3 protein-coding genes, 2 tRNA genes and 1 pseudogene are annotated in these 16709 nt (G+C 40.1%); 2 read left to right on the top strand and 4 right to left on the bottom strand.

Annotation, left to right across the window (positions count from 1 at the left end; translation table 11 throughout):
- Nucleotides 1-3 precede the first annotated feature (3 nt).
- Nucleotides 4-79, top strand: a tRNA-Lys gene (locus PXC01_RS09760).
- 97 nt (nucleotides 80-176) lie between these two features.
- Nucleotides 177-249: transfer RNA gene (locus PXC01_RS09755), tRNA-Lys, on the top strand.
- A 128-nt stretch (nucleotides 250-377) separates the two neighbouring features.
- Here the strand turns inward: PXC01_RS09755 and PXC01_RS09750 are convergent.
- The 4 genes and pseudogenes from PXC01_RS09750 to PXC01_RS09735 form a co-directional block, all read right to left on the bottom strand.
- Nucleotides 378-1004 (bottom strand): annotated as a pseudogene (locus tag PXC01_RS09750) (M90 family metallopeptidase); the annotation flags it as partial.
- A gap of 318 nt (nucleotides 1005-1322) precedes the next feature.
- Nucleotides 1323-3260 (bottom strand): OmpA family protein, encoded by a 1938-nt coding sequence (locus PXC01_RS09745; protein WP_276472089.1) that lies wholly within the window; start codon nucleotides 3258-3260, stop codon nucleotides 1323-1325.
- Nucleotides 3261-3269: 9 nt separating this feature from the next.
- Nucleotides 3270-4202 carry a PorP/SprF family type IX secretion system membrane protein gene (locus tag PXC01_RS09740; protein WP_276472088.1) on the bottom strand — a complete coding sequence of 311 codons (933 nt, stop codon included), beginning with the start codon at nucleotides 4200-4202 and terminating at the stop codon, nucleotides 3270-3272.
- A gap of 21 nt (nucleotides 4203-4223) precedes the next feature.
- Nucleotides 4224-16571: an Ig-like domain-containing protein gene (locus PXC01_RS09735; protein WP_276472087.1), complete on the bottom strand. Its 12348-nt coding sequence runs from the start codon at nucleotides 16569-16571 to the stop codon at nucleotides 4224-4226.
- Nucleotides 16572-16709 lie beyond the last annotated feature (138 nt).

Below are 16709 nucleotides of genomic sequence, written 5' to 3'. Positions count from 1 at the left end.
TTTGACCTGGTAGCTCAGTTGGTAGAGCATCTCCCTTTTAAGGAGAGGGTCCTGGGTTCGAGCCCCAGCCAGGTCACCACTAAATATTAGCCTCTTGAAAAAAAAGAGGCTTTTTTATTTAACATTTTAAGTTGATTAATTTCACTTAAAGACCTAGTAAGTTCTTGATATATTTTGACCTGGTAGCTCAGTTGGTAGAGCATCTCCCTTTTAAGGAGAGGGTCCTGGGTTCGAGCCCCAGCCAGGTCACATTTAAACCTTCGAATACTATTATATTCGGAGGTTTTTTGTTTTATATCCAATACATCGAAAATATATTTTAACCAATTTCTTATACCACTACGGGTTAATTTATGGTTACCGGGCAGAATTTAAATTTATGGAGAATAACGATACATTTTCTTCATTAAACTATAAAGCTCAGGGTGCTTATCCTGAAATTTATCAGGATTATTGAAGAAATATTCACTCGCAACACTCAAAAATTCAATTTCGCTTGTTGCACCATAAGGATTTATATCAGATTTATTCTTTTTGATACTTTCAATTTCTCTGTGCATCAATTTTAACCAAGGAGCTACATATTGTTTTTGCATAAGACTTTCAGGAATACCATCAACCACACCATCTGCCATATCTATTAAATGTACAAATTCATGTATACCGACATTAGTAGCTGAATTCTCATTTTTAAACCCAGCACGTAATGCTGGTAATGATAAAATCATTAAACGATTCATATTGCCTTTACCTACCTTTCCTAAAATATTACGTCCCTTACCTTCTGTCTGGTGATCATCATTGAAACTACCTTGATACAGTAAAACTTCATTGATGTTACGGTAGCGCAGTTCATGAAATCCAAATAAAGGTATTACCGCACTTGCACCAACTAATAAACAATCAGTATCGTCAATTTCAATTTTTACACCTGTTATAGTTACTTCTTCAAAAAAATATAATAGTTCTTCTTCAAAACGCTGTTTTTCAGTCATAGATAATTCAGCATAAAAAGAGACCTATTTATTAAGAATATTTCTCCAAGTATCGTTAAAGTCATTTAAATCGATGGTTTTTTTATAAAACCAAAGCCTCCATACAAAGAAGACTATAAAAAATAACAAAGGGAGGAAGTAAACTAACGTTGCCAACATATTAAAATTTAAAAAGTTTAAAGAAACAAAAACTTGATTTCTCAATCATAAAAATTCAGGAATAATGCAGTATTTTATGTTACGATGATTTTATTTGACATCAACAAAAAGGGAAGGAGCCTTGCTCCTTCCCTTTTCAACATGTGTTGGTATGTGTTATTTAAGTTGTTATTCCACCACGATAAACTCCGATCGTCTGTTGAGCTGATGTTTCTCCTTGCTACAGGGAACGTTGTTGCTACAGTTGTTCGTAAGCTCCGTTTCTCCATAACCTTCGTACGTAATTCTGTTGCTAGGGATGCCCGCAGCGATCAGGTAATCGGCAGTCGCCTTTGCCCTGTTGGCGGATAATTTCATGTTGTACGCATCGTTAGCACGTGAATCCGTATGCGAGCGTACCTGTACGTTCACACTTGGGTATTCGTTCAAGTATGCCAGTACCTTTTCTATGCTAATCCTTGCATCTTCACGGATGAAATACTTGTCGAAATCGAAGTAGATCGGTTCTATGTTCAGGTATTTCGCAAGGTCCGTGCCTACCGGTGCCGATGGGTCTACCTGTGCCAGTACGATCTCTATGCCCATGGCGTCCTCCGCTTTTACGGTCATGAAGGTCCTGTTCCCTTCCTCGTAGTCCGCTTTGGTGGCCACTACTTTGTAACTTCCTTCTGCGCAGTTGCCTTCCATCTCGAAAGCCCCGTTCTCGTCCGTGCTCGAGCTAGATACCACTTTGTTGTCCTTGTCGTATACCGTTACCGATGCATCCGTTAACAGTGCATTGGTCTTTTGGTCCCTTACTGTTCCCGCTATATTCGTATGGCAGGTGAAGTCCAACGGCTTCATTTCCACAAAGCTGTAGATATCGTCGTTGCCCTGTCCTCCTTTTCTGTTCGATGCGAAAAAGCCTTTCTTGGTCTCTTCGTCTATAATGTACGAGAAGTCGTCCTCCTCCCCGTTCAAGGGACGTCCTACGTTGTAGATCTCTCCCCTTTCGTTCTTCAGGTCCGTGGCAAAGACGTCAAGCCCTCCAAGTCCAGGGTGGCCGTCCGAGGAGAAATATAGTTTATCGGATTCCGTTACGAACGGAAAGGTCTCCCTTGCCTCCGTATTGATGCGCTCCCCAAGGTTCTTCGGCGTACCGAAGGTACCGTCCTTGTTGATGTCCACCACATAGATATCCGACTCCCCTTTCGTGCCGGGCATGTCCGAGGCGAAGTATAGTTTTGTTTCCTCTTTATTTAATGTAGGATGTGCCACCGAGTAGCTGTCCCCGTTGAAAGGAAGTTCCTCGATATTCTTCCATTCACCGTTTTCCTTGGTCGCCCTATATATCTTTAACCTGCTCACTCCTTCTTCGTCCCTTTCGAACTTGCCGTCGTCCGAGTTGTTACGGGTAAAGTACATCGTACTTCCGTCCTTGGTGAATGCCGTTGACGATTCATGGGTCTTCTTGTTCAGTTTCTTGCTCAGCTTGTCCACATCGGTGAAATTCCCTTGGCCGTCCTGTGATGCCTTGTAAAGGTTCAGGAACGAACCGTCGTTCCATTTATGGATGTTCTTCGTTAAAAGTCCACTGTCACGTGCCGTGGAGAAGACCAGTCCTTCTTCATAGAAGGATGGCGCAAAGTCCGATACCTTCGAGTTCAGCCCTATGTTCCTCAGTTCGTACCTGCCCGAGCGTTCCTCGATCTGTTCCAGGTAGTCCTGGTTTTCATTGAAGACCAATGCACGTTGATCGTTCGCCTTTGCGTTCTTGAACTTCTGCATCCAAGTGTCGGATTCCGTATAGTTTTCCAAAGACTTTAGTGTCTGTGCGTAACGGTACATATACTCCGGATCGATGTCCGCCCCTTCAAGTGCGAACAGCTTGCCGTACCAGCTCGATGCCTCTTCGTAGTTCGCGTTCAGATAGTTCGCGTTGCCCAAATTCTTGTACACCTCTTCTTCCGTATATCCGTCCTTTACCAATTGCTCGTAAGACTGTATCGCCGAGGCATAGGCGTAGTTGGTGAACTTCGTGTCCGCTTTCTTTACTTTCTTGTCCTGCGCGCTTGCCATCATGGCCATCACCGCCAAGCCACAAAAAATATATCCTGTTTTTTTCATGTCGTTTTTTTAAAAGAATCTTGGGGTGATCACCCGTTTGTACTTGTTCAGGAACTCGTACCTCAGCATGATCTCGAAGGATCCGTCGTTGAACCGTGTCGCCCCCAGATCGGTCGTCTCCTTGTCATAGGCAAGCCCCAGCATCAACTGGTCGTTCAGCTGAAAGCCGAACAGCGCGCTCACCGCGGCGTCCCACCTGTAGGCCGCACCCAACGAGAACTTGTCGTTGAACAGAAAGTTCGCGCTCAGGTCCACCTGTAACGGTGCCCCCTTTACCGCCTTGATAAGTGCCGCAGGCTTGAACTTTACGTCGTTCTTAAGTTCGAACACGTAGCCCGTGATCAAATAAAGGTTCATGCGCTCCTGCGCGATCAAACTCGAACTGTTCGAATCCGAACTGTCGAAATGCTCGGTCTGCAAGAAGTTCGGTACCGATAGCCCCGTATAGAAACGGTCCGTATGGTAATAGATGCCCGCACCGAAGTTCGGCGAGAACTTGTTGTCGATGTTCGGAAGGTTGCTCTCCGCACCGTAGTTCCTCAGTTTCGTGAAGTCCACGTTGAAAAGGTGACCCCCGGCCTTGAGCCCGAACGAAAGCTTGCCCGTCTCCGAGGTGTTCACCGTATAGCTGAACGCGGCATCGATGTACGTATCCTGGTTGGTGCCGTTACCGATCTCGTCGTTCACCACGGATAGCCCCAATCCTACATGGTCCGATACCGGGGTATGGAAATTGAGCGTCTGCGTGGTAGGTGCACCGTCAAGGCCCACCCACTGCGAACGGTGCAGCGCCGCTATACTGAACACGCCTCTAGATCCTGCGTATGCGGGGTTCACCGATATCGTATTGTACATGTACTGCGTGTACTGCGCGTCTTGTTGAGAGTACGATACGGCACATATTGACATTAGAAATAAAACGGATATATAAAACTTTTTCATGGTAGACTATTTAATACTAAACTATCTATTGATATATAAGTAACCGGATTTGTTAAGGTTATTTCCATCCTTTATGTATTTTATTACATAGAAATAAACACCTACCGGTAGTTCAGAATCTTTACTAATGGTAGCTCTACCATCAGACAATCCTTTAAATGTATTGGAAACGTTGTCATAACCGTTCATCTCGTATACCTTGACACCCCATCTATTGTATACTTCTACCGTATTGTTCGGGTAGGACTCTATATTATCGATCAGGAACTCATCGTTGGTTCCGTCACCATCAGGAGTGATAATCTCATTGGACACTGCAATACCAGAATCTACCAACTCTGCATTACAGCCAGCTTCAAGAGTTGGCACTCCGTTCAATGAGTCACAAGGATTCAATGGATCCGTGCCGTCTATAATCTCCTGTCCGTCAGGTATGGTATCACCATCTGTATCGGCTTCATCAGAATCGGTTCCGATTGCATCTTCCTGAGCAGTCGTTAATCCATCGCCATCACAATCGCTATCCGGCAAAGCCGTACCACCGACATGGTCACAATCGTCCAAAGGATTTGTTCCGTCCAATACTTCCTGGCCATCCAGTATACCGTCATCATCGGAATCTGGATCGTTAGGGTTTGTTTCTAACGTTATTTCCTCGCCATCCAAGAGTCCATCATTATCACTATCGGGATTATCGATTTCAGTTCCTAAGGCAACTTCTTCACTAGTTGTTAATCCGTCTTCATCACAATCACTATCCGCTAAAGGATATCCATTTACGGAACTACAATCATCTAAAGGATCTGTATTATCAACATTAACTTCTTGTCCGTCAGAAATCCCATCGCCATCTGTATCAGGGTTATTAGGGTCTGTGCCAAAAGTAGCCTCTTCATTATTTGTAAGTCCATCACCATCTGAGTCTACAGATATAGTAACAGCTCCAGCACCGCTGTTGCCTGCATTATCAGTTGCAATAATATCTATAACATCCTCATCAGTCAATACCGGAAAAGAACCGTTAATTGGCGATTGCGTTTCAGTATCTAAACTCCAGTTTCCTGCAGAGTCAGTTGTAACGGCATATGTAACATCTATTACATTATCACCATTTGTATCAAGTTCAATAATAAGAGCCTCATTAGCATCTCCTTGACCTGTTAATACTGGATTAATATCTGAAGTACTAAAGCTATCTACAATTGGTTGAGAATTATCTAACGTAATAGGATCATTGTCTGTAGCTGGGTTTCCTGCTACATCGGTAACATCTGCGGTTACAGTAATAGAACTATTAGTTAAGCCAGAGATATCTGCATCTGTTGCCGTCCAAGTATTACCAGTTACAGTAGCCGTTGTGGTTACCGTATTTGTACCATCAGAAAAAGTTACTGTTACAGTTTGTCCATCCTCAACATCAGTAGTAGTACCAGAAATGGAAACATCATTATCTTCAGCAGCGTTTACAACATCATCACCCTCAATAGGTGTAGTTATGTCTATTGTTGGTAATGTGTTATCTAAGGTAATAGGATCATTGTCCGTAGCTGGGTTTCCTGCTACATCGGTAACATCTGCGGTTACAGTAATAGAACCATTAGTTAAGCCCGATATATCTGCATCTGCCGCAGTCCAAGCATTACCACTAACCGTAGCCGTTGTGGTTACCGTATTTGTACCATCACTAAAAATTACTGTTACAGTTTGATTATCTTCAACATCAGTAGTAGTACCAGAAATGGTAACATCACCATCTTCTGCAGCATTTACAACATCATCACCCTCGATAGGAGTTGTAATATCAATAGTTGGTAATGTGTTATCTAGAGTAACAGGATCATTGTCCGTAGCTGGGTTTCCTGCTACATCGGTAACATCTGCTGTAACGGTAATTGTTCCGTTAGCTAAGCCCGAAATATCTGCATCTGTCGCAGTCCAAGTATTACCAGTTACAGTAGCAGTTGTGGTTACCGTATTTGTACCATCACTAAAAGTTACTGTTACAGTTTGATTATCTTCAACATCAGTAGTAGTACCAGAAATAGTTACATCATTATCTTCCGATGCATTTACAACATCATCACCCTCAATAGGTGTTGTAATATCAATAGTTGGTAATGTGTTATCTAGGGTAATAGGGTCATTATCCGTAGCAGGATTAAGTGCAACATCGGTAACATTAGCGGTAACTGTAATAGGTCCGTTTGTTAAACCAAAAATATCTGCATCTGCCGCAGTCCAAGCATTACCAGTTACAGTAGCCGTTGTGGTTACCGTATTTGTACCATCAGAAAAAGTAACGGTTACAGTTTGTCCGTCCTCAACATCAGTTGTAGTACCAGAAATGGAAACATCACCATCTTCAGCAGCATTTACAACATCATCACCCTCGATAGGAGTTGTAATATCAATAGTTGGTAATGTGTTATCTAGAGTAACAGGATCATTATCCGTAGCTGGGTTTCCTGCAACATCGGTAACATCTGCGGTAACGGTAATAGGTCCGTTTGTTAAACCAGAGATATCTGCATCTGCCGCAGTCCAAGTATTACCAGTTACAGTAGCTGTGGTAGTCACAGTATTTGTGCCGTCACTGAAAGTTACTGTTACAGTTTGATTATCTTCAACATCAGTAGTAGTACCAGAAATGGTTACATCACCATCTTCAGCAGCATTTACAAGATCATCACCCTCAATAGGAGTTGTAATATCAATAGTTGGTAATGTATTATCTAAGGTAATAGGATCATTATCCGTAGCAGGATTAAGAGCAACATCGGTAACATCTGCGGTAACGGTAATAGGTCCGTTTGTTAAACCAGAGATATCTGCATCTGTCGCAGTCCAAGCATTACCAGTAACAATAGCCGTTGTGGTTACCGTATTTGTACCATCAGAAAAAGTAACGGTTACAGTTTGTCCGTCTTCAACATCGGTAGTAGTACCAGAAATGGTAACATCATTATCTTCCGATGCATTTACAACATTATCACCCTCAATAGGTGTTGTAATATTAATAGTTGGTAATGTGTTATCTAAAGTAACAGGATCGTTGTCCGTAGCAGGATTAAGAGCTACATCGGTAACATCTGCGGTAATGGTAATAGCACCATTATTAAGTCCTGATAAATCTGCATCTGCCGCAGTCCAAGCATTACCAGTAACAGTAGCCGTTGTGGTTACCGTATTTGTACCATCACTAAAAGTAACGGTTACTGTTTGTCCGTCTTCAACATCTGTAGTAGTACCAGAGATTGTAACATTTTTGTCTTCAGACGCATTAACGATATTATCACCCTCAATAGGTGTTGTAATATTAATAGTTGGTAATGTGTTATCTAGAGTAACAGGATCATTGTCCGTAGCCGGGTTAAGAGCAACATCTGTAACATCTGCGGTAACGGTAATAGCACCATTATTAAGTCCTGATAAATCTGCATCTGCCGCAGTCCAAGCATTACCAGTAACAGTAGCCGTTGTGGTTACCGTATTTGTACCATCACTAAAAGTAACGGTTACTGTTTGTCCGTCTTCAACATCTGTAGTAGTACCAGAGATTGTAACATTTTTGTCTTCAGACGCATTAACGATATTATCACCCTCAATAGGTGTTGTAATATCTATAGTTGGTAATGTATTATCTAGAGTAATAGGATCATTGTCCGTAGCTGGGTTAAGAGCTACATCGGTAACATCTGCAGTTACAGTAATTGTTCCGTTAGTTAAGCCAGAAATATCTGCGTCTGTTGCTGTCCAGGTATTACCAGATACAGTAGCTGTGGTAGTCACAGTATTTGTGCCGTCACTAAACGTAACTGTTACAATTTGATTATCCTCAACACCTGTGGTAGTACCAGAAATGGTAACGTCATTATCCTCCGACGCATTAACTACATTATCACCCTCAATAGGTGTTGTGATGTCTATAGTTGGCACTGAATTTTCAAGCGTAACAGGGTCGTTGTCCGTAGCAGGATTTCCTGCAACATCTGTAACATCTGCGGTTACAGTAATTGTTCCGTTAATTAAGCCCGAAATATCTGCATCTGCCGCAGTCCAAGTATTACCAGTTACAGTAGCAGTTGTGATTACCGTATTTGTACCATCACTAAAAGTTACGTTTACGGTTTGTCCGTCCTCAACATCGGTTGTTGTACCAGAAATAGTTACATCACCATCTTCTGCAGCATTTACAACATCATCACCCTCAATAGGAGTTGTAATATCAATAGTTGGTAATGTGTTATCCAAAGTTACAGGATCATTGTCCGTAGCAGGGTTTCCTGCAACATCTGTAACATCTGCGGTTACAGTAATAGAACCATTAGTTAAGCCCGAAATATCTGCATCTGCCGCAGTCCAAGCATTACCAGTTACAGTAGCCGTTGTGGTTACCGTATTTGTACCATCGCTAAAAGTGACTGTTACAGTTTGATTATCTTCGACATCGGTAGTTGTACCAGAAATGGTAACATCATTATCTTCAGAAGCATTTACAATATTATCACCTTCAATAGGAGTTGTGATGTCTATAGTTGGCACCGAATTTTCAAGCGTAACAGGGTCGTTGTCCGTAGCAGGGTTTCCTGCAACATCTGTAACATCTGCTGTAACGGTAATTGTTCCGTTAGTTAAGCCTGAAATATCTGCGTCTGCGGCTGTCCAAGCATTACCGGTTACAGTAGCCGTTGTGGTTACCGTATTTGTACCATCACTAAAAGTAACGGTTACAGTTTGTCCGTCCTCAACACCGGTTGTAGTACCAGAAATGGTAACGTCATTATCTTCAGCAGCATTTACAATATCATCTCCTTCTATAGGTGTAGTTATATCTATTGTGGCATCTACATCGTGAATAATATCTCTTGTTGCTTGGGTAGCAGGGTTACCAGCTAGGTCTGATACGTTAGCTACTATTGTTTCCAAAGCATCAAGTGCTTGAGCATCTGCAGCAGTTATATCTAATGTCCAAGTTCCTGATGAAACAGTAGCAGTGTAAGTGCTACCGTTTAGGTTAACAGTTACAGTTTGTCCGTCTTCAGCATCCGTAGTACCAGAAATTGTTACAGGTGAATTATCTTCTACTGCATTTATAATATCATCTACGGCAACAACATCTATAGCAATTACAGGGTTAGTTACATCTACAGTTAGTAAAGCAGGGTTAGATACCACCGGAGAACATACATATGAAAGCTCTGTAACTATTACTCTATATTGATATCCGTCTTCAGTAACGGTAATTCCAGATAAGGTTAAAGTAGGCGAGGTACTTCCTGTATATATATCAGCAGTATTTGTATCGTCAATATCTACAAACCCACTTCCTGATTGATCATCTACTTGCCATTGGTACAACAAGTTTGTTCCCGTAGCAGTTACCGAAAAGGACTCTGATGTATCTGCATTTGTAATAATGTCCTGTGGTTGGTCTGCAGCATTGGCAATAGTAGGAGCAACTCCAGGTTGTTGAAAATCGTACTGCGAATTACTTGCGCTGTCTAGATTGTTAGGAACGGTATAGCCATCTGTAACATCAATATCAATAACAATTCCGTTAGCATTTACAGTTGTTGGTGTGTCACCAAGTATACCATCTCCATTAGGATCTGTAAAACCAGCTTCAGTAACATCATTACATAAATCACCATCCGCATCTAATTCTAAAAAGTCAGGTATTCCGTCTGGAGTACTTTCAGAGTCAGCTAAAGTATAGTTAACTGTTCCGCTGTTTTCTTGTCCGCTATCTTGTACACTATTAGGAACACCGTCTGTGCCAACAGCACCGTTTACTATTCCGTTGGAGTGTGTTTGGTTGCTTCCGGACTCAACAGTATCGTAAATACCATCATTATCAGCATCTAAGTCAAAATGGTTAGGAACACCATCACCATCAGTGTCAAATGCATCAACAATACCATCATTGTTTAAATCATTGGTTGCATTTGTGTCTCTAAAATTAAGTATATTATTATTGTCATCGTCAGCACTAGGGTCAACACCACCAGGACTTTCTGCTGTATCTAGAATTCCATCGTTATCATCATCTAAATCAACCGAATCAGGAATTCCATCATTATCATTATCTGCTATACCAGCTTCACGGTAGTCTACTTCCGGTGTTTCATTAATAGCAATATTTGGCAGGTCTTGTGCTCCATTGTTTTGATCGTCATTAGTATCATACAAACCACCTGAAGTATCTACATCATCAAACTCATCTAAAAGACCATCACCATCAGAATCTAAATTGTTTGAAGGGGAATTAAACCCTGCTTCTTCCGTATCACTTAATCCATCATCATCTGTATCCAAATCTAAATAATCAGGTATTTCATCTATACCCGTCTTTTCAGGGGTTAAACCGTTAGGATAATTTGTATCTAAACCGTTTGCGTCAAAAGTATTTGATGGAGCCACATAACCTATTGTAGGTTGTGCCTCTACATTGTCTGGTATACCATCATTATCAGAGTCTATATCTAAATGATCTTCTATACCATCATTGTCACTATCTATACCTTGATATATAGTATATACAGGAGTTGTTCCAGGTCCTGAAGCAGTAGTTGCAGAGCCATCAGTATTATTAGAAGAAGTAGTATTGTTTGGAGTATATAAACCGTTAATATCACAAGTTTGAAACAATACAGACCCCAAATAAGTGTTAGAAGAAAAACTAGGCTGTAGTTCTCCACTAAATGTGATGTCTAAATTTGTTGTTTCATAAAAATTAAAATAAGCTGCTAATCTTGGACCAAAATCAATATTATCCCAAGTTTGTGCAGGTCCTTGAAAAGTGGCTGTACCTGTAGCTAGATTTTCTGATACCGTAAGTAACGAATTGCTGTCTATAGCATACAATCCTGGTCTTGTTAGGGTAACACTTTCTCTAGTGTTGGCTCCATCAATATCATAGATAACACCACCAAACCTTATTAGGTTAACTTGGAAATTTGTTCCTGTTGCAACTAAACGTACATTAAATGATATACCACCAGTAGCACCGGCACCACCACCAATTGTAAAACTAGGTTGCCAAGCATTAGCACTACCAGTTGAGCTGTCATCTATAGAGGTTAAAATTGCATTGTCAATATCCGTAATTCTTACAATAGCATCTAACACACCCAATGATGAACTTACCACTGTAGAGAATCTGTATTCTGCACCTATTGTACCCGCTCCAGATCCACCGCCTATGTATGTACCTCCATTAAATGAGCCAGCAGGTATGCCACAAGCATCACCTTTTGTATCTGTAGGTGTAAATCCTAAAGATTCTACATAATCTAAAATACCATCATTATCATCGTCAATATCTATATCATTATTAACGTTATCACCATCTGTATCAATAGGATCTACGTGTGTTGTTGGGTCTCTAAAATCTACTTCAGAAGTAAAAGGATCTTGATCGTTAGGAAAAGTTGATACTTGTTGATTGCTATTTGTTGGACCGTTTGGATCTGCAATTCCATTAGGTTCCGTTGTGCTGTTATCAAAACCGTCGTCTAGACCATCATTATCAATGTCAGTATTGGTAGGTACTGTATCTGCAGAGTTATCTGCGTCTACATCATAAGCTTCAACGTAATCTGTTAAGCCATCATTATCAGAATCCAAATCTCTAAAATCTGGACTATCCGTACCGTCTGAATTAGCCGGCTGATTAATTGAAACACCAGAACCTGCCGCAGTCTCGTAATTATCTGCAAGTCCGTTACCGTCACCATCTACGCTAGGTAACACATATCCAGAAGTAGATTGCCATTCAATGTTATCAATAATACCATCATCATCACTGTCTAAATCTAAATAATCTGGGTTAGCGTCTCCATCTGTATTTTCTGGAGTATTTGTAAAAGAACCACCGTTATCTGTATCAAAAGCATCGTCTATACCATCGTTATCAGAATCATTTCCGGTACTTTGAACTAAACTAGCATCAGATTGAGATTCAACGGTATCCGTGATACCATCATTATCAGAATCTATATCTAAATAATTAGGACTTCCAGACCCATCACTATCAACAGGAACATTTGAAACCCCATTACCATCAGTGCCACCATCTTCAGCGCTATCCGGAATTCCGTTAGTTCCAACATTACTTTCTCCCGTGTCTATAGATCCATTTCCATCTAAATCTAGGTTACCATTGCCCGTTTCTACAATATCAGGTATACCATCATTATCACTATCCAAATCTAAATAATTAGGAACACCATCATTGTCAAAATCTGAAGTGCCTTCTACAACATCTGTAATACCATCATTATCGTCATCTTCATCTATATTATCAGTAATACCATCGCCATCATTATCTAAGTTATATGTTTTAGTAGTAGCGGCAGAATTAGAGTTTCCTGCAGCATCAGTTGTTGTAACACTTCCTTCAATAGTTAAATCTGCATCTTCTTGTAATTCAGAACCAGGAACATCAATACTAAAAACACCACCAGAATCTACAGTACCAGTATAATCTGTACCGTTAACGGTTATTGTAACCGTATCTCCAGTATTGAAGTCTCCACTTACAGTACCAGTTATTGCAATGTCATTTGCAGCCTCAGTAGCAGTAACCAAGTTATTTGCAGTTACATTATCTATAACTATAGTTGGTACAGGAATAGAATTATCTAAACTAATAGGGTCATTATCCGTTGCCGGGTTAAGAGCAACATCGGTAACATCTGCGGTAACGGTAATAGGTCCGTTAGTTAAGCCTGAAATATCTGCGTCTGTAGCTATCCAAGAATTAGCGTTAACAGTAGCAGTTGTGGTTACAGTATTTGTGCCATCACTAAAAGTAACGGTTACTGTTTGGTTGTTCTCCACACCAGTAGTTGTACCAGTTATAGTAACATCATTATCTTCTGCTGCATTAACAATATTATCACCCTCAATAGGTGTAGTTATGTCTATTGTTGGTAATGTGTTATCTAGAGTAATTGGGTCGTTATCCGTAGCAGGGTTAAGAGCAACATCAGTAACATTAGCAGTAACGGTAATAGGTCCATTAGTTAAACCAGAGATATCTGCATCAGTAGCTGTCCAATTACCACCACTAACTGTAGCGGTAGTGGTTACAGTATTTGAACCATCAGAAAAGGTAACTGTGACGGTTTGTCCGTCCTCAACATCTGTTGTAGTACCAGAAATGGTAACATCGTTATCTTCATTTCCGCTCACTACGTTATCACCTTCAATTGGCGTTGTAATATCTATTGTTGGCAGTGTACTATCTAATGTAATAGATTCATTATCCGTAGCTGGGTTAAGAGCAACATCGGTAACATCTGCAGTAACGGTAATAGGTCCGTTTGTTAAGCCCGAAATATCTGCATCTGCCGCAGTCCAAGCATTACCAGTTACAGTAGCCGTTGTGGTAACAGTATTTGTACCATCACTAAAAGTAACGGTTACGGTTTGTCCGTCTTCAACATCAGTAGTAGTACCAGAGATGGTAACATCATTATCTTCCAATGCATTAACTATGTTATCACCTTCAATAGGCGTTGTGATATTAATTGTTGGTACTGAATTTTCAAGCGTAACAGGGTCGTTGTCCGTAGCAGGATTACTTGCAGCATCGGTAACATCTGCGGTAACGGTAATAGGTCCGTTTGTTAAACCAGAAATATCTGCATCTGCAGCTGTCCAAGCGTTACCAGTAACAATAGCCGTTGTGGTTACAGTAGTTGTACCATCAGAAAAAGTGACTGTTACAATTTGATTATCTTCTACACCGGTAGTAGTACCAGAAATGGTAACATCACCATCTTCAGCAGCGTTTACTACATTATCACCCTCAATAGGTGTAGTAATGTCTATTGTTGGTAATGTGTTATCTAAGGTAATAGGATCATTATCGGTAGCTGGGTTGAGAGCAACATCGGTAACATCTGCGTTAACGGTAATGGGTCCGTTAGTTAAACCGGAAATATCTGCATCTGCAGCTGTCCAGGCATTACCACTAACCGTAGCAGTTGTGGTTACCGTATTTGTACCATCAAAAAAAGTAACGGTTACGGTTTGTCCGTCCTCAACATTGGTTGTAGTACCAGAAATGGTAACGTCATTATCTTCCGATGCATTTACAATATCATCACCCTCAATAGGAATTGCAATATCAATAGTTGGTAATGTGTTATCTAGGGTAATAGGGTCATTGTCCGTAGCTGGGTTTCCTGCTACATCGGTAACATCTGCGGTTACAGTAATAGGTCCGTTTGTTAAACCAGAGATATCTGCATCCGCAGCTGTCCAAGTATTACCGGTTACAGTAGCCGTTGTGGTTACCGTATTTGTACCATCAGAAAAAGTTACGGTAACAATTTGATTGTCTTCAATACCAGTGGTAGTACCAGAAATGGTAACGTCATTATCTTCCGATGCATTTACAACATCATCACCCTCAATAGGTGTAGTAATATCTATTGTAGGTGGAGTTTTATTTCCTTTTAATGTAATAATTAAATTAGCGGTGTCAGAATTAGAACCGTCAGACAATCTGTATTGAAAAGTTTCGGTAAGTGTTTGACCAATTAATAGCCCAGAAACAGCGGTGTTGTTAATGTCTGGAGTATATGTATAGCTACCATCACTATTTACTGTAATAGTACCATAAGTTCCTGTATATACCGTATTAACATTGGTGCCACTACCATCTATTTCTGTAATTTGTATGTCTGGATTATCTCCTTGCCAGTAAATATCAGACACACCCGCTATTTGAGCAGTAGGGTTTGCATCGGTAACATCTGGACCATAATTATATCCTAACCTTAATTGGTTTATAGGTTCATTAAAAAATACATTAACGTTACCGGTAGCATCACTTTCTATAGCGTTTCCTGTACCATAAAATGTGTTACCAGAAGTATTAACTACACCACCAGTGGTAACATACGTATAGTTAGACGCTGTACCGTCTAAAGAACCTCTTATAGTAATTTGATCTTGCCAAGTTGTACTTTGCGAATAATCTATATCCGTAATTAAAAAACCTAAGTTAAACACTGGTTCACTAAAAGTTATAATTAACTCTGTGTCTCCAGATGGGTTAGTAGCTGCATCTATCTGGTAAAGTAGGTAACCTGTATGCCCTCCATTAGTAGCGGTAGTTAAAACTATTTGGTTGTTAACTGTACCTATAGATGAAGGATCTGTAGATGTAAAACCAAGTTGTACACCACCAATTGTTTTAGATTTTCCGTTTACTGTTTCTCCGTTTGCAAATTGGTTTTCCCAAATTAACGTAGATAAACCTCTGTCTACATAATCTGCACCATCAACTCCAATATCAGTAATTATGTTACCAGAAACATCATTTTCTACAACCACAGTTATTTCGTCCGTATTGTCTAAGGCTATAGGAGCTTCATCTACACCATTAATGGTTATGGACAAAATTCCATAATCAATAAAACCATCTTGATCTGTTATGGTGTAAGAAACAATGTCTTGTAAAATTTCTCCGTTCTTTAATCCGGTAACAGATGAGTTTGCCTCATTAACATCATATACATAACTACCGTTTGCTTGTATTGTTACACTACCATATAAAGTGTTGTACGGTGTTCCTACTTGGGTAGGATAAACATCTATTTCAGAAACAAAAATATTATTCCCTGTATCAGCAGTACCATCTGTTAGTACATTTCCTGTAATTGTACCCGTAGAACTTGCGCTTATACTATTAATATTATCGTATGCTACAGGGGCAGTGTAAACATTAATTAGAGTTTGCGAGGTACTAGACTGAGAACTTGTATCTGTAACTTGTATGTCAACAGTTCTAAGCCCGTCAGTTTGTGAACCCGATAAGTTTCCGTAATAAGATCCTGCAATAAATGCTTCAAAAGAAGCATTAGGTATTGGATTTCCTGAAGATTCTGTAATTAAAAAAGTAGTGCCCGATGTTTGGGTTACTAAAATACTTGTTCCTGCAAAATTGTAGGTATTAGAAGGGTATGGTGGAGTTCCGTTTAAATAAAAAAGAGTAAAACCACTACCATCATTAAAAGCAAGTAATTCTTCATTGGGAAAGTCAACCACTCCAGTTAAAGAAACAGTAGCACTTAAAATGGTTCCTGCATCTGAAATTAAAGTAGGTGCTATACTTATAGGGTATACATTTGATGTTGTAGGATCTACATTAAATTGAAAATTGTTTCCGGGAGTATTTGAATTTAAATCTAATACAGGATTTGCAAATAATTCTTCATCAACACAGGCTTTTGCAATAATTTCTTTCTCAACGTTAGATTTAGCTATGATACCATTAATTGTTACTAAGCTAAATAGAAAGAACAGCAAGAACTTTCTTTCCAGAAAATTTAAATAAAGTATACTTTTTTTCATAACGGAGTATTGACTGTTTCTAATTCATCGAAATATTTATGCTCTAAAACACATTTATTCTTAAGAATTGACTTTATTAGCATTTGAGTTTTTAAATTTTTAGACCTGTTCCCAATCTTGTCTTCGGTTATAATTGCG

The sequence above is a fragment of the Maribacter huludaoensis genome, from assembly GCF_029350945.1.
Classification (GTDB): Bacteria; Bacteroidota; Bacteroidia; order Flavobacteriales; family Flavobacteriaceae; genus Maribacter; species Maribacter huludaoensis.
The sequence above is the reverse complement of the archived record's forward strand: the minus strand, read 5'-3'. Positions and strand labels throughout refer to the sequence as shown.